The organism is Alcanivorax sp. IL3 (assembly GCF_047495465.1).
Lineage (GTDB): Bacteria > Pseudomonadota > Gammaproteobacteria > Pseudomonadales > Alcanivoracaceae > Alcanivorax > Alcanivorax jadensis.
The window spans coordinates 376,622-397,190 of sequence record NZ_CP179931.1 but is presented as its reverse complement, the minus strand read 5'-3'; the positions used below and the strand labels follow the sequence as shown (position 1 = coordinate 397,190).

General features: G+C 60.7%; 17 protein-coding genes and 3 pseudogenes. 10 read left to right on the top strand and 10 right to left on the bottom strand.

The window, feature by feature from the left end; genetic code table 11:
* Positions 1–66: 66 nt before the first annotated feature.
* The 4 genes from ACMG4M_RS01910 to ACMG4M_RS01895 all read right to left on the bottom strand — a co-directional run bounded on the left by ACMG4M_RS01910 (position 67) and on the right by ACMG4M_RS01895 (position 2,749).
* Entirely contained in the window at positions 67–969 is a 903-nt protein-coding gene (locus ACMG4M_RS01910) for an endonuclease/exonuclease/phosphatase family protein (protein ID WP_272962505.1), read from the bottom strand.
* An 11-nt stretch (positions 970–980) separates the two neighbouring features.
* Positions 981–1,616, bottom strand: coding sequence for a thiol:disulfide interchange protein DsbA/DsbL (locus tag ACMG4M_RS01905; RefSeq protein WP_414430635.1), 636 nt, complete (start codon positions 1,614–1,616; stop codon positions 981–983).
* Between the two features lie 174 nt (positions 1,617–1,790).
* Complete coding sequence (locus ACMG4M_RS01900) at positions 1,791–2,432, bottom strand: c-type cytochrome (RefSeq protein ID WP_272974704.1); 642 nt, start codon at positions 2,430–2,432, stop codon at positions 1,791–1,793.
* Between the two features lie 23 nt (positions 2,433–2,455).
* A complete protein-coding gene (locus ACMG4M_RS01895; protein ID WP_297765459.1) occupies positions 2,456–2,749 on the bottom strand; it encodes a c-type cytochrome in 294 nt (97 codons plus the stop codon).
* Between the two features lie 169 nt (positions 2,750–2,918).
* Here ACMG4M_RS01895 and yihA point away from each other — a divergent pair, with 169 nt between their 5' ends.
* Positions 2,919–3,563, top strand: coding sequence for a ribosome biogenesis GTP-binding protein YihA/YsxC (yihA, locus tag ACMG4M_RS01890; RefSeq protein ID WP_297765457.1), 645 nt, complete (start codon positions 2,919–2,921; stop codon positions 3,561–3,563).
* An 877-nt stretch (positions 3,564–4,440) separates the two neighbouring features.
* Here the strand turns inward: yihA and ACMG4M_RS01885 are convergent.
* From ACMG4M_RS01885 to ACMG4M_RS01860, 6 genes and pseudogenes are all read right to left on the bottom strand, one after another.
* Positions 4,441–4,773, bottom strand: coding sequence for a Na+/H+ antiporter subunit G (locus ACMG4M_RS01885; RefSeq protein ID WP_297765455.1), 333 nt, complete (start codon positions 4,771–4,773; stop codon positions 4,441–4,443).
* Positions 4,774–4,808: 35 nt separating this feature from the next.
* Complete coding sequence (locus tag ACMG4M_RS01880) at positions 4,809–5,078, bottom strand: K+/H+ antiporter subunit F (RefSeq protein WP_035245990.1); 270 nt, start codon at positions 5,076–5,078, stop codon at positions 4,809–4,811.
* Positions 5,072–5,557: a Na+/H+ antiporter subunit E gene (locus ACMG4M_RS01875; protein WP_414430634.1), complete on the bottom strand. Its 486-nt coding sequence runs from the start codon at positions 5,555–5,557 to the stop codon at positions 5,072–5,074. The genes ACMG4M_RS01880 and ACMG4M_RS01875 overlap by 7 nt, the downstream gene beginning before the upstream one ends.
* Positions 5,554–7,034: pseudogene (locus ACMG4M_RS01870) on the bottom strand (monovalent cation/H+ antiporter subunit D). Before ACMG4M_RS01870 ends, ACMG4M_RS01875 begins: the two are co-directional and overlap by 4 nt.
* Positions 7,031–7,365, bottom strand: a pseudogene (locus ACMG4M_RS01865) (Na+/H+ antiporter subunit C). The pseudogenes ACMG4M_RS01870 and ACMG4M_RS01865 overlap by 4 nt, the downstream one beginning before the upstream one ends.
* Positions 7,365–10,157, bottom strand: a complete 2,793-nt coding sequence (locus tag ACMG4M_RS01860; RefSeq protein ID WP_414430633.1) for a monovalent cation/H+ antiporter subunit A — start codon at positions 10,155–10,157, stop codon at positions 7,365–7,367. The pseudogene ACMG4M_RS01865 and the gene ACMG4M_RS01860 overlap by 1 nt, the downstream one beginning before the upstream one ends.
* 375 nt (positions 10,158–10,532) lie before the next feature.
* Here ACMG4M_RS01860 and ACMG4M_RS01855 point away from each other — a divergent pair, with 375 nt between their 5' ends.
* The 9 genes and pseudogenes from ACMG4M_RS01855 to ACMG4M_RS01815 all read left to right on the top strand — a co-directional run bounded on the left by ACMG4M_RS01855 (position 10,533) and on the right by ACMG4M_RS01815 (position 20,189).
* On the top strand, positions 10,533–12,860 hold the full coding sequence (locus ACMG4M_RS01855) for a putative monovalent cation/H+ antiporter subunit A (RefSeq protein ID WP_414430632.1): 2,328 nt from the start codon (positions 10,533–10,535) through the stop codon (positions 12,858–12,860).
* The gene (locus ACMG4M_RS01850; protein WP_273010105.1) at positions 12,853–13,320 is read left to right on the top strand and encodes a Na+/H+ antiporter subunit B; all 468 of its coding nucleotides are present in this window, start codon (positions 12,853–12,855) and stop codon (positions 13,318–13,320) included. Before ACMG4M_RS01855 ends, ACMG4M_RS01850 begins: the two co-directional genes overlap by 8 nt.
* On the top strand, positions 13,317–13,664 hold the full coding sequence (locus ACMG4M_RS01845) for a Na+/H+ antiporter subunit C (protein ID WP_062815256.1): 348 nt from the start codon (positions 13,317–13,319) through the stop codon (positions 13,662–13,664). The genes ACMG4M_RS01850 and ACMG4M_RS01845 overlap by 4 nt, the downstream gene beginning before the upstream one ends.
* Positions 13,661–15,153 (top strand): annotated as a pseudogene (locus ACMG4M_RS01840) (Na+/H+ antiporter subunit D). The gene ACMG4M_RS01845 and the pseudogene ACMG4M_RS01840 overlap by 4 nt, the downstream one beginning before the upstream one ends.
* Entirely contained in the window at positions 15,150–15,623 is a 474-nt protein-coding gene (locus ACMG4M_RS01835) for a Na+/H+ antiporter subunit E (protein WP_414430631.1), read from the top strand. Before ACMG4M_RS01840 ends, ACMG4M_RS01835 begins: the two are co-directional and overlap by 4 nt.
* Before the next feature lie 144 nt (positions 15,624–15,767).
* Positions 15,768–16,043: a cation:proton antiporter gene (locus ACMG4M_RS01830; RefSeq protein WP_035245977.1), complete on the top strand. Its 276-nt coding sequence runs from the start codon at positions 15,768–15,770 to the stop codon at positions 16,041–16,043.
* Positions 16,033–16,407 (top strand): monovalent cation/H(+) antiporter subunit G, encoded by a 375-nt coding sequence (gene mnhG, locus ACMG4M_RS01825; RefSeq protein ID WP_414430630.1) that lies wholly within the window; start codon positions 16,033–16,035, stop codon positions 16,405–16,407. The genes ACMG4M_RS01830 and mnhG overlap by 11 nt, the downstream gene beginning before the upstream one ends.
* A 190-nt stretch (positions 16,408–16,597) precedes the next feature.
* Entirely contained in the window at positions 16,598–19,366 is a 2,769-nt protein-coding gene (polA, locus tag ACMG4M_RS01820; protein ID WP_414430629.1) for a DNA polymerase I, read from the top strand.
* Positions 19,367–19,412: 46 nt separating this feature from the next.
* On the top strand, positions 19,413–20,189 hold the full coding sequence (locus ACMG4M_RS01815; protein WP_414430628.1) for a hypothetical protein: 777 nt from the start codon (positions 19,413–19,415) through the stop codon (positions 20,187–20,189).
* The last annotated feature ends 380 nt before the right edge of the window (positions 20,190–20,569 follow it).

Here is a 20,569-nt window from a genome sequence, read left to right as displayed (position 1 = left end):
ATGTGGCGCGGCCTCAAAGGCTGGAGTAACCCATAAACTCAATCGCGAACTATTCACTGTTCATTGTTAACTGATAAGCGGCAACCGATGCTCCCGCGTCGCCGCAACCACCTCGTCCGGAATCAGAATTTCCGTCGCCAGAGGCAGATGGTCGGAGAGCAGGCAGTCTGCCAGCACACGGGTGTGACGACATTGCAGCGCCGGGGAAAGGAGGATGTGGTCGATATGTCGATCCGGGGCCCAGCTCGGATAGGTGTTGAGGCTGTCTGCCTCCACGGTCCGCAGCCCCAGGCTTGCCAGCGGCGAGGCTTCCAGGTGCTCCAGGCGGCAATTGAAGTCACCCATCACCACCACATACTTATAGTCTTCAAGCAGCCTGGCCAGGTAGGCAAGCTGGGTATTGCGTACCTTCTCCCCCAGGGCGAGGTGGGCCACCACGACCACCAGAGGCTGTATCGGGTGACCATACTTGATCAGAATGGCACCGCGACCGGGCAGCCCGGGTAGCCGGTGATCCTTGACCTCAAAGGGCTGGTGACGGCTGAGAAAGCCATTACTGAACTGGCCCAGGCGGCCAAGATTACGGTTGAGTTGTTGGTGCCAGAAGGAAAAGTCGCCCAACGATGCCAGGTGCATCAGCTGATTCATGTTGCGTGAGCGCAGGCTGCCACCATCCACCTCCTGCAGACCCACCACATCGAAGTGGCTGAGCACCTCGGCAATCTGTTCAATGGTTTCTACGCTACGCGGGTGCGCGACCAGATGCTTCCAGCTACCGGTGATGTAATCGCCAAACTTCTGGCTACCGATACCGGCCTGGATATTGAAGCTGAGCAGCTTGATGCTCGTGTCAGGAAGGAGGATTTCACGAGTTTGACGGGTGCGTCGCACCCCTTGCCGAGCGAAGGAAAAGCCCGCAGGGCGGGCTTTCCAGTCTCGATAGGCGGTGCGGGCACGATCCAGCAGCATAGGGGTCTACATTAACCGCCCGTCTTTTCCTTGTTGGCCAGATACTCGATGACCTCGAACAGCTCGTCGGTGGTCTTCAGGTTCTCGCGCAACACCAGGTACTTGCCGTTGACGACAAAGTTGGGCACGCCGGGAATTCTGTATTCCTTGGTCAGCGCTTCTGCCTGACGGACCTTGGTAGACACACCGAAGGAGCTGTACAGACGGTTGAACTTGTCCGGCTCCACGCCGTATTTACGGAAGAAGTTGGCCAGTGCCGGCTCATTGAACAGCGGCTCACGGTGCTTGTGAATGGCATCAAACAGGGGAGCATGGATTTCCTCTGTCAGCCCCAGGGTTTCTTCCACATAGTAGGCGCGGGCCAAGGGCTCGGCATTACGCAGAAACAGCACCGGCGTGCGTACGTAATCGATGAAGTCCGGCTTGGATTCCAGCCATGTATCTACCGCAGGCTCAAGAGAGTAACAATGGGGGCAGGCATAGGAGAAGAACTCCCGCACTTCCACCTTGCTGGGGTCACTCACATTGCCGGGTACATCAAGAATCTTGTAGTGGGTATCCACAGCAAAACGGGCATGTTCTTCGGCCGCAACCGCAGTGGTTGCCAGGCCCAGACTCATCAGCAAAGCCGTCACAAAGCGAAGCATTGGTTCCTCTCCTTATTGTTGGTCTCCGCACGGTAGGACCGTCGGAATCATTATTTTCTCCCGCGGCCAGGCAAAAAAACCGTCAGCGCAGGGAGGGGCCATTTATCTTTTCATGATAACAACGAAAAAGGCAGCCCGCAGGCTGCCTTTTCTACAAACCGTAACCAATCAGCTCTATTTGGACAAACCAGTAATATAGCTGGCTACCGCCTTGATCTGGGAGTCGCTCATCTTGGCAGCAACAGTCTGCATCATGCTGGCAGGATCATTGGTACGCTTGACCACGTTATCACCCAGGTCATTACGGCCAGCAGCACGGAAAGCCTTCAGCTGCTCTTCCACATACTGGGCGTTCTGGCCAGCCAGGTGCGGGTATTTGGCGCCATCGACACCCTGACCCGCGGGGCCGTGGCAACCGGAGCAGGACGGCAGGCCGTTGGCCATATCACCGCCGCGGTACAGCTTGGCGCCTTGCTCGACCCAGTCTGGGTCAGCTTGACCGGCCTCGGCTTCCTGGGAAGCGTAATAGGCGCCCAGATCTGCTATATCCTGCTCGCTCAGGTTAGCGACCTGACCAGCCATAATGGCATTTTCACGATCACCGGACTTGTAATCCTGAAGCTGCTTGACCAGGTAGGCTTCACCCTGACCCGCCAGCTTCGGATAGTTACCCGCAATCGGCTTGCTACCGCCGGGGCCGTGGCAAGCCGCACAGGTAGCGGCTTTTGCTTCACCGGCTTCAGCATCACCTGCAGCCAGAGTCGGGTTGGCTACTACGGCAGCCGCCATCAGCACGAACAGTTTGAAAAACTTCATGGCCTATCCTTTCGTACAGCGTCTTATTTGCTTTTGGACATGTACTCAATCAGAGCACGGTATTCGTCGTCGCTACAGTCGTTACACATGCCTTTAGGCGGCATGGCGTTGTACCCTTCCTTCACGTGCTTCACCAGGGTATCCATGCCTTTGGCCAACAGCGGCTTCCAGGCGGCCTCATCGTGGGCCTTGGGGGCACCGGCGGCGCCGGAAGTATGGCAGAAGGTGCAGCTACTGTTATAGCGCTCTTCCACGGTGGCGGCGCTGGCCGCTCCTGCCATCATCATCAATGCAATACCTGCTACCAAACCCTTCATATCCTACCTCTGCTATGCTGGCGTCAACCGCTGGCGAAGTGTGGATTTGCCTTTCCCGTCAAACCCTTGTAGAACGTCGACCGCCCTGGCAACCGCCAGGAGGGTCAGGCGGACGGGATTATATACCAGTCTGGCACGCGCCGTCATATTCCATGTGAAGGGTAAGGTTATGCCACAACATCCCGCTGAAATCCTGCTCCACCAGGCCAGCTTCCTGCAAAGCGCCCAGCGCCTGGACCAGTGCCCGCCTGACGAGGGCCGGGAAGTGGCCTTCGCCGGCCGCTCCAACGCCGGCAAATCCAGTGCCATCAACCGCCTAACCGGCCAGAGATCCCTGGCAAGAACCTCCAAAACCCCCGGCCGCACCCAGCTGATCAACTTCTTTTCCCTGGACGACGAGCGCCGGCTGGTGGACCTGCCCGGCTACGGCTACGCAAAAGTCGCCAAAAGCAAACGCAACGAATGGCAGGAGCACCTGGACCACTATCTGGCTGAACGCCAGGTGCTGGTGGGGCTGGTATTGATGATGGACATCCGCCATCCGCTCAAGGATTTCGATCTGATGATGCTGGAATGGGCCGCCCAGGCCAACATGCCCATCCATATCCTGATGACCAAGGCCGACAAGCTGAAGTTCGGTGCCGCCAAATCCACCCTGCTGAAGGTGCAAAGCCAGCTCAAGGGGCACCCCGCCCCACTATCACTGCAATTATTCTCCGCCACCAACGGTACCGGCTGCGACGACGCCTGGGAAAAACTGGGGGAATGGCTGGAAATAGGGTCAGACGCCGACCGTGAGACGTCGGGCGACTAGGCCATCTTTTAGTTAGCGTCAGGCGATCGACTTTTCTACAGACAAAAAAATCCCCGGCAGCAATTCTTGGGGGAAGGGAACGACTTGCTGCCGGGGAGGCTTGCCACCCCGGTCTCTTTGGGGGAAGAGGACCGGGGCAAAACACGACGGACCGGTGAGGGTACTGGGGGATCGGGGGGGCCGGCCCGTCGCACTTATAGAGACTGCCGTTTTTTGCAAAAAGTTCCAGCCCTTCATCTTCTTTTTTGCCCGACTGTCGATGTGCGTCACAAAACTGGCGCTAAAGGGCACTCCAGTCTCACCTCCGGGCACCATAAACCTCTGGCTTCACGTGGGAAAAAATTCCTATCTTGCTGATCAGAAAGCACTAATGACCACATAGAAAATCTGGCACAGCGATTGCTTGTTATTTAGACGGCAATCAGCACGCTGAGACAAAACGACAAGATTTTACGGTTTGCTGAGGCCTGCCAGCACCAATCGGCAGGCAAAAAAAATCCCTGGCAGCAATCTTGGGGGAAGGGAACGACTGTGCTGCCAGGGAGGCTTGCCGCCCCAACCTCTGGGGAGAGATTGGGGAGTCCAAAATGCTACGGATCAGCGAGGGTACTGGGGGATCGGGGGGTGCCAATCCGTAGCTATTCTTTAGGACCGTAGCGTTTTTCCGAAAGTTCCTGCCGGCTTCACCTTTTACATTTCTTACAAGATAAGCTGCGAGCTACTAGCTTCGACGCGGTTATCGGCAAGCGCCACACTTCCAAACTCTCCACCGCGATTCACCCCAACTCCAAAACATCCCGAAACGCGGGTACAGCCTCAAGGCCTCCCCACCGTCATGTCGCGACTCAAAGCTAGCAGCTAGAAGCTCGCCGCTGCCTTACTGCTTCCACGGCTCGCCCCGCGTACCCTTCATCCGTTTCAGATCCCGATGCATGGCCGCCTTGGCCAGCATGTGCGCAGACACCGGGGCGGTGATGAACAGGAACAGGGTGATCAGCACCTCATGGAGTTGCAGCCCGCGCTCCTGCCAGGAAAAAAACAGCAGTGACGCAATGATGGTGCCGCCCACGCCCAGGGTCGTGGCCTTGGTAGGGCCGTGCAGGCGGGTGTAGAAATCCGGCAACCGCGCCAGGCCGATGGAGCCGATCAGCGCAAAGATGCCGCCCACCACCACAAAAATTGCCACCAGCCATTCGATCAAGACGTTCATAAAAGCTCCACTTGCCTGGCACCGGGTGCCAGGCATTATTCAATGATGTCGCCGCGGGTAATGTACTTGGCCACCGCCACGGTGCTTACAAAGCCGATCAGGGCAATCAGCATGGCGGCCTCGAAGTACAGCTTGCTATCCACCTGGATGCCGTACACCACGATCAGGGCGATGCTGTTGATGTACATGGTATCCAGGGCCAGCACCCGATCCGGCAAGGAGGGTCCGATCACCAGCCGATACAGGTTCAACACCCAGGCCACCGTAAGCAGGCCAAACGTCAACGAGATGGCACTCTCTAGCATTCGAAAATCTCCTTGATCGGCCCTTCGTAGCGCTGCTTGATTTCCGCCACCAGGGCCTGCGGATCTTCCACGTGCAGGGCATGCACCAGCAACCGGGTGCGGTCCTCGCTAACATCGGCGGACACTGTCCCCGGGGTCAGCGACACCGTGCTGGTAAGCACGGTAATGGCAAAGCTGTCGCGCAGGTCCAGTGGCACCTCCACAAAACCGGGCTGCAGATCCTTCACCGGCCCCAACACCTTCAGGGCCACCGCCAGGTTGGCCAGCAAAATATCCTTGGCCACCCGCAGCACGAAACGCAGCAGGCCCATGCGATCACGAACCAGCGGCACCTGTGGCCAGAAGGGCCGGGTGCCCAGCGGCAACACCACCGCCAGAATCAGCCCCAACAGGGCATGGCCCACACTGAAGCCATTGAGCAGCAGCCAGGTCAGCCACAGCACCAGAGTCAGACTGGGATAGGGAAGCAAGTGCTTCATGAGGCACCTCCCAACACCGCGCGAATATAAATCGTCTGGTCCGCCAGCTGATCGGCCACGCCAGCGCATAGCTGCAGCAGAGGCTCCGCGGCCAGGGTCAACGCCGGGCTCATCAGCAACAGGGCCAGCATGGCAAAGACACGCCGTTTACCGAGTGTCTTGCCGACAACCTCTCCGTGCACCCGCCAGAACAGCGTGGAACCGGCCCGGCTCAGGCCCATCAGGCCAGCCAGCCCCCCAGCAACAGCAGCGCCCAGTAAGGCGCGCTGGGCACCGCCTGCAACAGCGCCACCTTGCCGACAAAACCGGACAGGGGCGGCAACCCCACCACCGCCACCGCAGCAGCAAAGAAGGCCGCACCCAGCCAGTTGCCATGTGCCAGTGGCGGACCGGACTCCAGCCGGTCATCGCTATCGCCCCGGGAGCGGCGCAGCAGATCACAGAGCAGGAACAGGCCGCCACAGATCAGGGTGGAATGAATCAGGTAATAGAGTGCCGGGCCGACAGTCTCCGGGTCTCCCAGACTCAGCGCCGCCACCAGCGTGCCCACCGACATCACCACCAGGTAGGCCACCAGCCCGCCCAGCCGTTGCGCTGCCAGGGCACCGATTGCCGCCAGCCCCAGGGTCACCAGCGCCAGCCACCAGAGCAGGTCGGACCCCAGCCCGGCCAGCGGCCCGTCACTGAAGGCCAGTGCCTGCATGCGCAGGATGGCGTAGATCCCCACCTTGGTCATGATGGCAAACAACGCCGCCACCGGCGCGGTGGCATTGGCATAGGTGGCCGGCAGCCAGAAGTACAGCGGGAACAGGGCCGCCTTCAGGCCGAACACCACCCACAGCAACAACACCGCCACCGTCAGCAGGATCTGGTCGCTACCCTCCAGGGCCTGGGCCTTGACCGCGAAATCGGCCATGTTGAGGGTGCCGGTGGTGCCGTAGATCAGCCCCAGGGCGATCAGGAACAGGGCCGAGCCGGCCAGGTTCAGCACCACATAATGCAGGCCGGCTTTGACCCGCTCCGGGCCGCGGCCATGCAGCGCCAGGCCGTAGGAGGCGATCAGCAATACCTCGAAGAACACGAACAGGTTGAACAGGTCACCGGTGAGGAAGGCCCCGTTGATGCCCATCAACTGAAACTGAAACAGGGAATGGAAGTTGGGCCCCCGGCGATCATCACCGGCGCAGCCATACAACAGCGCCGGCAACGCCAGCACGGCGGTCAGCAGCAGCATCAGGGCACTGAGCTTGTCCAGCACCAGCACGATGCCGAACGGCGCCTGCCAGTTACCCAGCTGGTAAACGCCCACGTCACCCTGGGCCGCCTGCTGCCACAACACCAGCGCCACCGGTATCAGGGCGATACAGGAGAGCAGACCGGTCACCCGCCGCAGCCGTTGCCGCTCGCGGACCTCCAGCAACAGCAGCAAGCCGGCCAGGGCCGGAATCAGGATGGGCGCAATAATCCAGTGCGTCATGAACGTTGCTCCCCGTCCTGACCATCCACATGGTCACTGTGCTGCTCCCCTGGCTACGCAGGGCCAGCACCACCAGGAAGGCGGTCATGGCGAAACCGATCACGATGGCGGTGAGCACCAGGGCCTGGGTCAACGGGTCGGTGGGGTCGGCACTGGCGCCCACTACTGCCACCTGGTTGATCTTCAGGCCGCCCATGGAGAACAGGAACACATTCACCCCGTAACCCAGCAGAGTCAGCCCCAGCACCACCGAAAAGGTGCGCGCACGCAGGCACAGGTATACGCCGGTGGCCACCAGCACGCCGATAATCAGCGCCACTAACAATTCCATCAGGTGGTCTCCTTCTTGTCATCCAGCAGCGACAGCTTGCCCAGGTTGGCGAGTATCAGCAGGGTGGCGCCCACCACGGTGAGGAACACGCCGGTATCAAACAGCATGGCACTGGCCAGCTCGAAGTCGCCGATCAGTGGCAGGTGCACATGGGTAAAGGTGCTGGTCAGGAAAGGCGCACCGAAGACCCAGCTGCCCACCCCGGTCAGGCCGGCCAGCAACACACCCAACGCCACCAGCGGGTGGTAATCGCCGGGAATGCGCTTGTGCACCCAGGTCACCCCGGATGCCACGTACTGCAGCAGCAAGGCCACCGAGGTAATCAGCCCCGCCACAAAGCCGCCGCCGGGCAGGTTGTGGCCGCGCAGGAAAATATACACCGCGATCATCAGCGCCAGCGGCAACAGCGGCCGCGACAGGGTCACCAGCACCAGCGGGTGAGCGTCATGGGCCCAGGGTCGGCCGAAGGGATCGTACTTGGCCGACGCCAGTTTCAGATCACTGAGCAGGGCGTAGATGCCCAGAGCCGCAATACCCAGCACAGTAATCTCGCCAAAGGTATCAAAGCCGCGGAAATCCACCAGGATCACGTTCACCACATTGGTGCCGCCACCACCGGGCACACTGTTCTCCAGGAAGAATGGGCTGATGGTGGCGGTGTCGGTGGTCATCACCAGCAAGGCGACCACGGCCACGCCAGTGCCGATCAGCACCGCCAGCACCGCATCACGGCTCACCCGCAGGGGGTTGGAATCGGCCTTGGCCCGCGCCGGCAAAAAGTACATGGCCAGCATCAACAACAACACGCTGACCACTTCAACAGAAAGCTGGGTCAGGGCCAGATCCGGCGCTGAAAAGCGCACGAAGATCAGCGACACAATCAGCCCCACCACGCTCAGGCAGATAATCGCCATCATCCGCTGGCGATGCAGCACCGTGGTCAGCAAGGCCGCAGCAATCAGCATCAAGGCACAGAGCACCGACACCCCGTCCACCGGCAGCATGGCGCGCTCGCCGGTGAAGCTGGTCAGGTTGGGCAACTGCCATACCAGCACGGCCGCCACCAGCGCCAGCACCCAGGCCAGATACCCCTGCAGAGACCCGGTCTGCAATCGCCGGGTCACGCCAGCGGTCAGTCGCACCACGGCCTGAATACGGCCTTCGAACACCCGCTTGGCATCAATCTCCGGCAAGCGTGCATACCAGGTAAACAGTCGACGGCGGCAGGCATACACTGCGATACCCCCGACCAGGGCGATAACACTCATCAACAGCGGAATATTGAGCCCGTGCCACACCGCCAGGTGATACTCGGGCAGGGTACCGCCCAGGGTGGCAGTGGCCGCCACCGCCAGCAGTGCCGCCACGGTAATCGCCGGGAACACCCCTACCGCCACACACAGGGCCACCAGGATTTCCACCGGAATCTTCATGTAGCGGGGCGGTTCCTGGGGCGGAAACTTGGGCAGATTCACCGGCTCGCCATTGAAGAACACATCGTGGATAAAGCGCGCCGAGTAGGCCACCGAGAACACCCCGCCCAAGGTGGCGCCCAGCGGCAACAACCAGCTCATGGCACCCAGCTGGTCGGACTGCAGGGTTTCAGTAAAGAACATTTCCTTGGACAGGAAACCGTTCAGCAACGGCACCCCGGCCATGGCCGCCGACGCCACCATGGCCAGCACCGCCGTGTAGGGCATGTACTTCCACAGGCCGTTGATACGACGCATATCACGGGTGCCAGTCTGCTGATCGATGATCCCGGCGGCCATGAACAGGCCCGCCTTGAAGGTGGCGTGGTTGATGATGTGGAACACCCCGGCCACCGCCGCCAGCGGCGAATTCAGGCCAAACAGCAGAGTAATCAAACCCAGGTGGCTGATGGTGGAAAACGCCAGCAACCCTTTCAGATCATGCTGAAACAAGGCCCAGACCGCCCCCCACAACAGGGTGGCCATACCGGCGGTAGTGACCAGATAGAACCACAGATCCGTCCCCGCCAGCACTGGATAGAAACGCGCCAGCAGGAAGATACCGGCTTTCACCATGGTGGCCGAATGCAGATAGGCACTCACCGGCGTGGGCGCCGCCATGGCATGGGGCAGCCAGAAATGGAACGGGAACTGGGCACTCTTGGTAAACGCCCCCAGCAACACCAGGCAGAGGATCACCGGGTACAGGGCATGCTGCTGCACCAGGGCGCCGTTCTCCAGCACCGTGCTCAACGAGAAGCTGCCCACCACATGACCGATCAGCAGCACCCCGGCCAGCAGCGCCAGGCCGCCCATGCCGGTGACCGTCAGCGCCATCCGTGCGCCCTTGCGCGCGGCACTGTCGTATTGCTTGTAGCTGATCAGCAAGAAGGAGCTAAGGCTGGTCAGCTCCCAGAAAAACACCAGGAACAACAGGTTATCGCTGGTCACCACCCCCAGCATGCTGAACATGAACAGCAGCAGCAGGGTGTAGAAGCGACCACCGTCATCCTTGGCCGGCAGGTAATAGTGGGCATACACCACCACCAGCAACCCGATACCCAGAATCAACACGCAGAACAGCAACGCCAGGCCATCCAGGCGCAGGGCCAGATTCAACCCCAGAGACGGCAGCCAGGCCATGGACCACTGCTGCATCCCCCCTTCCCAGATCGGCAGGGACGCCTGGGCCAACAAGCCCAGGGCGGCCACCACCGGCAGCGCCACCAGCAGGGCACACCAACGGCGCCCCAGATGGCGGGTGAACATGGGGAGTAGCGCCGCCAGAAGAGGAAGCAGAACAATTGCAGGCAACATCATGTGCTCTCTTGAATATCAATCCTTGTGCTGCCACCAGGCAGCAAAGCCCGGCAAGTATGCCATGCCCCCTTTCCCTTGCAAGAATCCCACCGTGGCGCTTCAGTAACAGCGGACAAACAAGACAACAAAAAACCGACGACCATCAGGATTAGCAATGAGCCGGGATGGCGTTTATCGGCTTATGCAAAAATATATGCATATTTTTTTACACCAATCAAGGCTCTTAAATAAGAAGCAACAAGCCCCTTTTTTCGCCCTGAATCGGAACTTTACCTTGCCTGAGTTTTCACATCATGCGTAGGATAATTCCAAACTAATCATCGCTTTACGGCGGTGTCATCTTCCGCGAAAGCGGGCCACTGAGAACGGAGCGCCATGCTGACAGGCATCTTGTCTGGATTCTTGCTCGCACCCCTGGCCCCTGCCCTGCATCGGCTTTTCCCCCGTTACAGCGGCTGGCTTCTCGCCCTGCTCCCCGCCGGGCTGACGCTGTATTTTTTTCTGCAATGGCTACCCGTCACCCAGCAAGGCCCGCTGCTTACCCACATCGACTGGGTTCCTGCGCTGGCCATGCCGCTAAGCTTCATGCTCGACGGCCTGTCGCTATTGTTTGCCCTGATGATCTGCGCCATCGGCGCGCTGATCTTCATCTATGCCGGTCGCTACCTGGAAGACCACCGGGACCTGCCCCGGTTGTATGTGCTGCTGCTATGCTTCATGGCCTCCATGCTCGGCGTGGTGCTCAGCGACAACCTGATCGTGCTGTTCGTGTTCTGGGAACTCACCAGCATCACCTCCTATCTGCTGATCGGCTTCAACCACGAAGACGCCAACGCCCGGGCCAAGGCCCTGCAGGGGCTGATCGTCACCGTGGGCGGCGGCCTGGCGTTGATGACCGGCTTTATCCTGCTGGGGCAGATCGGCGGCAGCTATGAGTTGTCAGTGCTGATCACCCGGGGCGACACCATCACCGCCCACCCGCTTTACGGGCTGACACTGGTGCTGATCGTGCTCGGCGCCTTTACCAAGAGCGCCCAGTTCCCGTTCCACTTCTGGCTGCCCAACGCCATGGCCGCGCCCACCCCGGTGAGCGCCTACCTGCACTCGGCCACTATGGTGAAAGCCGGCATCTACCTGCTGGCGAGACTGCACCCGGCCATGGGCGGCACCGAGTTATGGCTGCTTCTGCTGGGCGGCGCCGGCGCCATCACCATGGTGTTGGGGGTGTTCCTGGCCCTGCGCGCCACCGGTATCAAGCGCATGCTGGCCTATTCCACCGTGATGGCCCTGGGCACCCTGACCATGCTGATCGGCCTGGGCACCCGCACCGCCCTGCTCGCCGCCATGAGTTACCTGCTGGCCCACTCGCTCTACAAGGGCGCCCTGTTCATGGTGGCCGGCATCATCGATCATCAGACCGGCCGCAAGGATTTTCTCGACACCGGCGGCTGGGCACGCTACCTGCCGGTAACCAGTGCCTGCGCCGGCCTGGCCGCTCTGTCCCTGGCCGGGGTGATGCCCCTGTTCGGCTTTATCGCCAAGGAGCAATTACTGGAAGCCGGCCTCAACCACGGCCATGCCCTGGCGCCCCTGTTCAGCGCAGCCATCGTGGTCGCCGCCGCCCTGGGGGTGGCCGTGGCCGCCGTGATCGGTATTCGCCCCTGGTTCGGCAAGCCCGCCGCACTCACCCACACCCCCAGCGAAGCGCCGCCGGCCATGCTGTTGGGCCCGGCCCTGCTGGCCGGCCTGGGCCTGCTGCTGGGGCTGATTCCCGGGCTGATTGACCGCAGCCTGCTCAGTGCCGCCGCCAGCGCCAGTCTGGGCGAGACGGTGACGCAACCGCTGGCGCTGTGGCACGGCATCAACACCGCCCTGCTGATCAGCATCGGCGCGGTGCTGGTGGGGCTGGTGTTGTTCCGCTACTGGCAGGGCTTTCGCCATCACACCCGCTGGGCGGACAGCCTTGCCCGCTTCGGCCCGGAACAGGCCTATCACCGCCTCATGAATGGCCTGGTCGCCCTGTCCAATGGCCAGACCCGGCTGCTGCAAAGCGGCTACCTGCGCTATTACCTGATCAGCACCCTGCTGACCCTGGTGGCCCTGGTCGCCGCGGCCCTGTGGCTGCACCCGGATGCCCTCAAACTGCGCCCGGACTTCACCGACATCCAGCTCCACGAAGCAGTGATCGCCGCCGTGCTGGTCAGCGCCACCCTGGCAGCGGTGACCCTGCAATCGCGGCTGGGAGCGGTGGCCAGCCTGGGCGCGGTGGGCTTTTCCATCGCCCTGCTCTATGTGCTGTTCAGCGCCCCGGACCTGAGCATCACCCAGGTACTGGTGGAAACCCTCACGGTGATCATGCTGGTGCTGGTGCTGTTCCGCCTGCCGGGCTTCCTGCGCCTCACCCGTACCCGCACTCGGCTGGCGGACGCCCTGGTGGGCATTACCGTAGGCGGCATGGTCACGGTGCTGTTGCTCAGCGTGCTGGGCAGTCGCTACCACGGCAGCATTGCCCACTACTTCATCACCGAGAGCGTGCCCGCCGGTTACGGCCGCAATATCGTCAACGTGATTCTGGTGGACTTCCGCGCCCTGGATACCCTGGGCGAAATCTTCGTACTGGCGCTGGCCGCCACCGGGGTCTACGCCATGCTCAAACTGCGCAGCAAGGGCGACACCACGGAACCGGAGGAAACCCATGACTAGAGAGCGCCGCATTCCGCCACCGGACCGCAACGCCCTGCGCACCCAGTCGCTGATCCTGCGCACCACCGGCTTTTTCCTGCTGCCGCTGCTGCTGCTGTTTGCCCTGTTCCTGCTGCTGCGCGGCCACAACGCGCCGGGCGGCGGCTTTATCGCCGGGCTGGTAGCGTCGGCGGCCATCGCGGTGCACCTGTTTGCCATGAGCGAAGCCGGCGCCCGCCGGGTCCTGCGGGTAGACCCCCGCGACCTGATCGCCTGGGGACTGATCCTGGCGCTGGCCGCCGGGGTCATCGGCCTGTTCAGTGGCCAGCCGTTTCTCACTGCCCACTGGCTCACCGTCAGCCTGCCGGTGTTCGGTGAACTGAAGCTGGGCTCGCCGCTGCTGTTCGATCTGGGAGTGTTTCTGGTGGTGCTGGGCACCGCCAGCACCATCATCATCAACCTGGCGGAGCAGGACACATGACCAGCCTGATGGCCCTGGTGGTGGGCGTGCTCTACGCCGCCGCCATTTACATGATGCTGCGCCGCTCCATCGTCAAACTGGTGATCGGCTTGGTGCTGCTGTCCAACGCCGCCAACCTGCTGATCTTCACCGCCGCCGGCCTGCACCGGGATGCCCCGCCGCTGGTGCCGGATGACGCCCAGGTGCCCGCCGGCCTGGTGGCCGACCCGCTGGCCCAGGCGCTGATTCTCACCGCCATCGTCATTGGCTTCGGGGTACTGGCCTTTGCGGTGGTACTGATTCGCCGCGCCTACGAAGTCGTGGAAGCGGACGACATGAACCAGATGCGGGATACCGACACATGAATCTTCTGGTGATCCTGCCCATTCTGATCCCGCTGGCGGCGGGCGCCCTGTCCCTGCTGGGGCGCCACTCCCAGCGCGTGCAGGGCGCCCTGGCGGTCATCGGCGGCATCGCCCTGGTGATCAGTGCCGTGGCGCTGTTACTGGCCACCTGGGAGCAGGGCCATATCGTGTCCGAGCTGGGCAGCTGGCCCGCCCCCTTCGGCATCGTGCTGGTCAGTGACCTGCTGGCCGCCATCATGGTGTTGCTCAGCGCCGTCACCGGTGCCGCCACCGCGTTTTACTCCCTGGGCAGCATCAGCATCGCCCATCGCAAGGCCGGCTATTTCCCGCTCATGCACCTGCTGCTGGCCGGGGTCAACGGCGCCTTCCTCACCGGCGACATCTTTAATCTGTACGTGTGGTTCGAGGTGATGCTGGTGGCGTCCTTCTCCCTGCTGATCCTGGGCGGCGAGCGCGCACAAATGGAAGGGGCCATCAAGTACGTGACCCTCAACCTGGTGTCGTCCGCCCTGTTCCTGTCCGCCATCGGGCTGCTCTATGGTTTGGTGGGCACGCTCAACATGGCCGACATTGCCGTGAAGCTGGGCGAAGTGGATACCGGCATGACCACCGTGATCGCCATGCTGTTCATGGTGGCCTTCGGCATCAAGGCCGCCGCGTTCCCCTTCTTCTTCTGGCTGCCCGCCTCCTACCACACCCCCAGGTGGCGGTGTCCGCCTTGTTCGCCGGCTTGCTGACCAAGGTGGGCGTGTATGCCCTGTTCCGGGTCTTCACCCTGATCTTCGGCATGGATGACCCGCTGATCCATCAGGTGCTGCTGTGGGGCGCCGGGCTGACCATGGTCACCGGGGTACTGGGCGCCGCCGCCCAGTTCGAATTCCGCCGCATCCTGTCGTTCCATATCGTCAGCCAGATCGGCTACATGATGATGGGCCTGGCGCTGGCCTCGGTGAGCGTGCTGGCCCTGGCCGGCGGTATCTTCTACATCATTCACCACATCATCGTGAAGGCGAACCTGTTCTTTGTCAGCGGTCTGGTCTACCGCCTGCGCGGCAGCTACGAGCTCAAGCAGCTGGGCGGGCTGTACCGGGACAAGCCCTGGCTGGCGCTGCTGTTTCTGATCCCGGCCCTGTCCCTGGCCGGTATGCCGCCGCTGTCCGGGTTCTTCGGCAAGTTCATCGTCATTCGCGGTGGCGTGGAGGCCGGCGCCTGGGCCCTGGTCGCCGCCGCCCTGGTGGTGGGCTTGCTGACGCTCTACTCCATGACCAAGATCTGGGCTGAGGTATTCTGGAAAGCCGCCCCGGAGAACACGCCCCCCGCCGCCAGCGGCAGCAACACCCTGCTCTATGCCACGGTGACCGGCCTGGCGCTGATCACCGTGGCCATCGGCCTGGGCGCCCAGCCGGTGCTGGTACTGTCCCAGGCCGCCGCCGAACAGTTGCTGGACCCGAGCCTCTATATCACTGCGGTACTCGGAGAGGCGCCATGAGCCCGTTGAGCTGGAATCTGATCCTGGCCCTGATCTGGGCCGCCGTCACCGGCAACTTCAGCGGCGCCAACTTGCTGGTGGGCTTTGTACTGGGCTACCTGATTCTCGGCTTCGCCCTGCGCGACGTGCCGGACTTCGCCCGCTATCGCAAAAAAGTGCCCCGGCTGTTTCTGCTGCTGGGCCACTTCCTGCGAGACCTGGTGGCATCCAACTTACGGGTGGCCTACGACGTACTCACCCCCACCCACTATATGCGCCCGGCGGTGGTGGCGGTGCCCCTGCGAGCCAAAACCGATGGCGCCATTACCATCCTCGCCAACATGATTTCCCTGACCCCGGGCACCCTGAGCCTGGACGTGTCCAGCGACCGCAGCGTGCTCTATCTGCACGTCATGTACCTGGACGACGAAGCGGATCTACGCCAGCAGATTCACGCGCTGGAAGACCGGGTGCTGGCGTTACTGGAATAGGACGCGCGGCAGGTGGCAGGCAACATGACAAACCCGCCGTAGGAGCTATGCTTGCATGGCGAATTTCATTGCGAAGGCAGCGGGTTCGCCATGCAAGCATAGCTCCTACGAAAGAAACACAGGCGATTGAAAACGGAGAGAGGCATGCTGGAAGGCGCACTTTTTATCAGCTATCTGCTGCTCAGCCTGGCGCTGCTTTGCGCCCTGGTGCGGCTGGTGCGCGGGCCCACCCTGCCCGACCGGGTGGTGGCCCTGGAGCTGATGGCCTCGCTCACCGTGGCCTTTATCGGCGTCTATGCCCTGAGCAACGACCGCACCGCCTTCCTGGATGTGGCCATGGTGCTGGCGCTCACCGCCTTCCTCACCGCCGTGGGCTTTGCCCGCTACCTGGAAAAAGGAGGCCACCGAGGTGATCAATGACCTGCTGGTATCGGTGATGCTGGTCGCCGGTACCTTCTTCATGTTTCTGGCCGGCATCGGCGTGCTGCGCATGCCCGACCTGCTGATGCGCATGCACGCCACCACCAAGGCCGGCACCCTGGGCGCCGGCCTGGTAATGCTGGCCGTGGCCACCCACTTCCTGGATGCCGGCGTCACCGCCCGCACCCTGGCCATCATCCTGTTCATCCTGCTCACCGCCCCGGTGGCCGCCCACGCCATCGGCCGCGCCGCCTACTTCGTCGGTGTGCCCCTGTGGGACAAGATGCTCAAGGACGACCTGAAAAACCGCTACGACCCGGACACCCACATCCTGGGCAACCCGGACGACGACAAACACCCCTGACGCCGCCCCTCCCTCTCCGTAGGAGCGGCGCTTGAGCCGCGAACCGGAGCCCAGGCGACGGAATCCCCCACAGGGCGATCCAGAACGGGTTCGCACCTCAAGAGGTGCTCCTACAGTTAGCCACGCCCTGCCGAAAGCCCCCTTTTCCGCTACACTCTCTGCATCTTTTAGTCAGCAGAAGTCGAGCCTCATGTCCGCAGCCGAAAAACCCATCATCCTGGTCGATGGTTCCTCCTACCTGTACCGCGCCTTTCACGCCCTGCCGCCGCTTACCACCTCCAGCGGCCAGCCCACCGGGGCGGTGCGCGGGGTCGCGTCCATGCTGCGCAAACTGCTCAAGGACTACGACCCGCAATACATGGCGGTGATCTTCGATGCCAAAGGCAAAACCTTCCGCGACGAACTGTTTGAAGAGTACAAATCCAACCGCCCGCCCATGCCCGACGACCTGCGCGAACAGGTGCAACCCCTGCACGACCTGATCCGCGCCATGGGCCTGCCACTGATCATCGAGGAAGGCGTGGAAGCGGACGACGTGATCGGCACCTTCGCACGCATCTTCGGCGAGCAGGGTGCACCAGTGCTGATCTCCACCGGCGACAAGGACATGGCCCAGCTGGTCACCGACAAGGTCACCCTGATCAACACCATGAACGACGCCCTCTACGACATTGAAGGCGTAAAAAAGAAATTCGGCGTGGGCCCGGAACTGATCATCGACTTCCTCGCCCTCATGGGCGACAAGGTGGATAACATCCCCGGCGTGCCCGGCGTGGGTGAAAAGACCGCCCTGGGCCTGATCCAGGGCCTGGGCTCACTGGAAAACATCTACGCCAATCTCGACAAGGTGGCCGAGCTCAGCTTCCGCGGCGCCAAGACCCTGGGCAAGAAGCTGGCAGAGCACAAGGAGATGGCCTTCCTCTCCTACCAGCTGGCCACCATCAAACTGGACTGCGAACTCAGCGAAAACCTGGACGACCTGCAACTGCAAACCCCGGACGCGGAGAAACTGGCCGAGTACTACCGCACCCTGGAATTCAAGGGCTGGCTCAAGGAGCTGCTGGGCGGCAAGGACCCGGTGGCCGACGACGCAGGCAAACAGGTCGAGATGGATGCGGATGACGATGCGCCCGCGGCCCCCACGTTCAGCCGCGACGCCTACGACATCGTCTACACCCAGGCACAACTGGATAAGTGGATCGACAAACTGAAAAGCGCCGGCGAGTTTTCCTTCGACACCGAAACCACCAGCCTCAACTACATGAACGCGGAACTGGTGGGCTTCTGCATCGCCGTGGACGACAAGGCCGCCTACATTCCCTTCGGCCACAACTACCCCGGCGCCCCGGACCAGCTCGGTAAGCAGTTGGTGATGGACGCCTTCAGGCCCCTGCTGGAAGACGACAACCTCAAGAAGATCGGCCAGAACCTGAAGTACGACATGAGCGTGCTGGCCGAAGATGTGGGCATCACCCTGCGCGGCGTGGCCTACGACACCATGCTGGAATCCTACGTACTGGATTCCGTGGCCACCCGCCACGACATGGACTCCCTGTCGCTCAAGTACCTGGGCCGCAAGACCATCAGCTTTGAAGAAATCGCCGGTAAGGGCGCCAAGCAGCTCACCTTCAACCAGGTAGGCCTGCACGAAGCCAGCCGCTACGCCGCCGAAGATGCCGACGTGACCCTGCGCCTGCACCAGACCCTGTGGCCCAAGCTGGAAAAAGAAGGCCGCCTGACAGAGGTATTCCGCGACATCGAACTACCCCTGGTTACCGTGCTCAGCCGCATCGAACGCAACGGCACCTACGTGGACGCCACCCTGCTCAAGCACCAGAGCCAGTTCCTGGCCAAGCGCATGGCCGAACTGCAGGAAAAGGCCTACGAAATCGCCGGCCAGGAATTCAACCTGAGCAGCCCCAAGCAGCTCGGCGAAATCCTCTACCAGAAGCTGGAAATCCCGGTGATCAAGAAGACCCCCAAGGGCGCGCCGTCTACCGCCGAACCGGTACTGCAGGAACTGGCCCTGGAGTACCCCCTGCCCCAGGTGATCATGGATTACCGTGGCGTGGCCAAGCTCAAGAACACCTACACCGACAAACTGCCGGAGCTGATCAACCAGCGCACCGGCCGCGTGCACACCTCCTACCACCAGGCGGTGGCTGCCACCGGGCGTTTGTCCTCCAGTGACCCCAACCTGCAGAACATTCCGGTGCGCTCGGAAGAAGGCCGCAAGATCCGCCAGGCCTTCCTGGCACCCAAAGGGCGCAAGATCGTCGCCTGCGACTACTCCCAGATCGAACTGCGCATCATGGCCCATCTATCAGGGGATAAAGGCCTCACCGACGCCTTCGAAAAAGGCCTGGATATCCACCGCGCCACCGCCGCGGAAGTGTGGGGCAAAAGCCTGGAGGAAGTCAGCGACAACGACCGCCGCAACGCCAAGGCCATCAACTTCGGCCTGATCTACGGCATGAGCGCCTTTGGCCTCGCCAAACAGCTCGGCCTGCCCCGCAAGGAAGCCCAGGACTACATCGACCTCTACTTCGAACGCTACCCAGGCGTAAAACGCTACATGGAAGAAACCCGCGCCCAGGCCTCCGAGCAAGGCTACGTGGAAACCCTGTTCGGCCGCCGCCTCTACCTGCCGGAAATCCGCAGCAGCAACGGCCAACGCCGCCAGGCCGCCGAACGCACCGCCATCAACGCCCCCATGCAGGGCACCGCGGCGGACATCATCAAGAAGGCCATGATCAAGGTCCACGACTGGCTCGACACCACCCACTTCGACGCCAAGATGATCATGCAGGTACACGATGAACTGGTGTTTGAAGTGGCGGAAAATCAGGTGGACGATCTGGTCAAGGAAGTGAAGGCTCGCATGGAGTCAGCGGCGGAGTTGAAGGTGCCATTGATTGTGGATGCGGGGGTTGGGGAGAATTGGGAAGAGGCTCATTGAGTGCATTCCCCCAGTCTTCCCTTAAAAAATCCAGAAGGTTTAGGTAATGGATTACGCTATAATTATCATTCCAATTTTTTTAGCTCTTCTCATATCCGTCTTAATCCCTTCTCTCAACAAAGGAGCTAGGGCAAGACACGCCCTTCTTATCGACGAAAAGGCCCTTCATACTCAAGGCCTTTTTTGGCTTGCCCTACTAACACCGATATTCCTAGGGACAACCTTGGCCGTACATGCTTCTTATGAATACGATTTCAAACTAGGCCCAGAAGAATATGACTTTTTCATAAGAAACAACAAGCTTTCTCTAATTATAATTGGCGCCATGATTCCAGCCACAGCTGTCGTATCAAGCATACACAGAACGATTCAGGCAGCCGCACAAATCACAGAATCAGAAAAGAAAAATATTTCCGACTCTTACTATACTCATTTCAGATTCTATATTGATTACTTCAAATCTCTAAGGAATGATAAAAACTCAAAAGAAATAAATTGCAGCTACAGCATAGACCCAGGAACCTTTCGTTTTCTTTACCCAGATTCTAGCCCACACCAAGGAATAGGAAGCTACTCTCAATCCTATCTAGGATGCATAAAAGACGATTTATTGTCAGCAAGAAAAAATCTTTGTATTGCACTAACATCGAAAGACAAAGATGAAATACAAAGAAGCTATGTGGCCGCTTCCGATCATCTAAATGCTGCAGCAAACCTCATGACACTTGATGTAGAAATATCCAACAATTACGCCTTAGATCTAAGCTCAGAATCATTCATAGACAGTACCCCAAGGACACTTTTTTGTGCTAAAAAAAAATAATCCCCACTTATCGTTTCTTAAGGCAGAGCTACTTCAATATTGCATTATTTTGCGGGCACCCACTGTCTTCCTATAAAGTTCCAGACCCTAAAAGCTTTGAATGGCAGATAGATTACGACCCGGATTGCTTTTCAGACGAACGTGGGCAATTGATTGAAAGTTCGATAATGAGCAAAATTAAATCTGCACAACCAATTCAAACTTATTAATAGCAAAAATTGTACTGGAGCCGGAGCAACGCAATAGGGGACACGCATAACTTACCAGAGCGGCACTCCGCAGGAACCAGCCTCTTGCAGTCCCCGGCTGGCCTTCCTGATTCATACGTGCCCCTGCCCTGCTCCAGCTGCTAAGGTTCGCTCACCACAACAAACCCACAG

Coding starts and splice junctions, on each gene's coding strand:
- ACMG4M_RS01910 (WP_272962505.1), bottom strand. CDS start 969: ATGCTGCTGGATCGTGCCCGCACCGCCTATCGAGACTGGAAAGCCCGC.
- ACMG4M_RS01905 (WP_414430635.1), bottom strand. CDS start 1,616: ATGCTTCGCTTTGTGACGGCTTTGCTGATGAGTCTGGGCCTGGCAACC.
- ACMG4M_RS01900 (WP_272974704.1), bottom strand. CDS start 2,432: ATGAAGTTTTTCAAACTGTTCGTGCTGATGGCGGCTGCCGTAGTAGCC.
- ACMG4M_RS01895 (WP_297765459.1), bottom strand. CDS start 2,749: ATGAAGGGTTTGGTAGCAGGTATTGCATTGATGATGATGGCAGGAGCG.
- yihA (WP_297765457.1), top strand. CDS start 2,919: ATGCCACAACATCCCGCTGAAATCCTGCTCCACCAGGCCAGCTTCCTG.
- ACMG4M_RS01885 (WP_297765455.1), bottom strand. CDS start 4,773: ATGAACGTCTTGATCGAATGGCTGGTGGCAATTTTTGTGGTGGTGGGC.
- ACMG4M_RS01880 (WP_035245990.1), bottom strand. CDS start 5,078: ATGCTAGAGAGTGCCATCTCGTTGACGTTTGGCCTGCTTACGGTGGCC.
- ACMG4M_RS01875 (WP_414430634.1), bottom strand. CDS start 5,557: ATGAAGCACTTGCTTCCCTATCCCAGTCTGACTCTGGTGCTGTGGCTG.
- ACMG4M_RS01860 (WP_414430633.1), bottom strand. CDS start 10,157: ATGATGTTGCCTGCAATTGTTCTGCTTCCTCTTCTGGCGGCGCTACTC.
- ACMG4M_RS01855 (WP_414430632.1), top strand. CDS start 10,533: ATGCTGACAGGCATCTTGTCTGGATTCTTGCTCGCACCCCTGGCCCCT.
- ACMG4M_RS01850 (WP_273010105.1), top strand. CDS start 12,853: ATGACTAGAGAGCGCCGCATTCCGCCACCGGACCGCAACGCCCTGCGC.
- ACMG4M_RS01845 (WP_062815256.1), top strand. CDS start 13,317: ATGACCAGCCTGATGGCCCTGGTGGTGGGCGTGCTCTACGCCGCCGCC.
- ACMG4M_RS01835 (WP_414430631.1), top strand. CDS start 15,150: ATGAGCCCGTTGAGCTGGAATCTGATCCTGGCCCTGATCTGGGCCGCC.
- ACMG4M_RS01830 (WP_035245977.1), top strand. CDS start 15,768: ATGCTGGAAGGCGCACTTTTTATCAGCTATCTGCTGCTCAGCCTGGCG.
- polA (WP_414430629.1), top strand. CDS start 16,598: ATGTCCGCAGCCGAAAAACCCATCATCCTGGTCGATGGTTCCTCCTAC.
- ACMG4M_RS01815 (WP_414430628.1), top strand. CDS start 19,413: ATGGATTACGCTATAATTATCATTCCAATTTTTTTAGCTCTTCTCATA.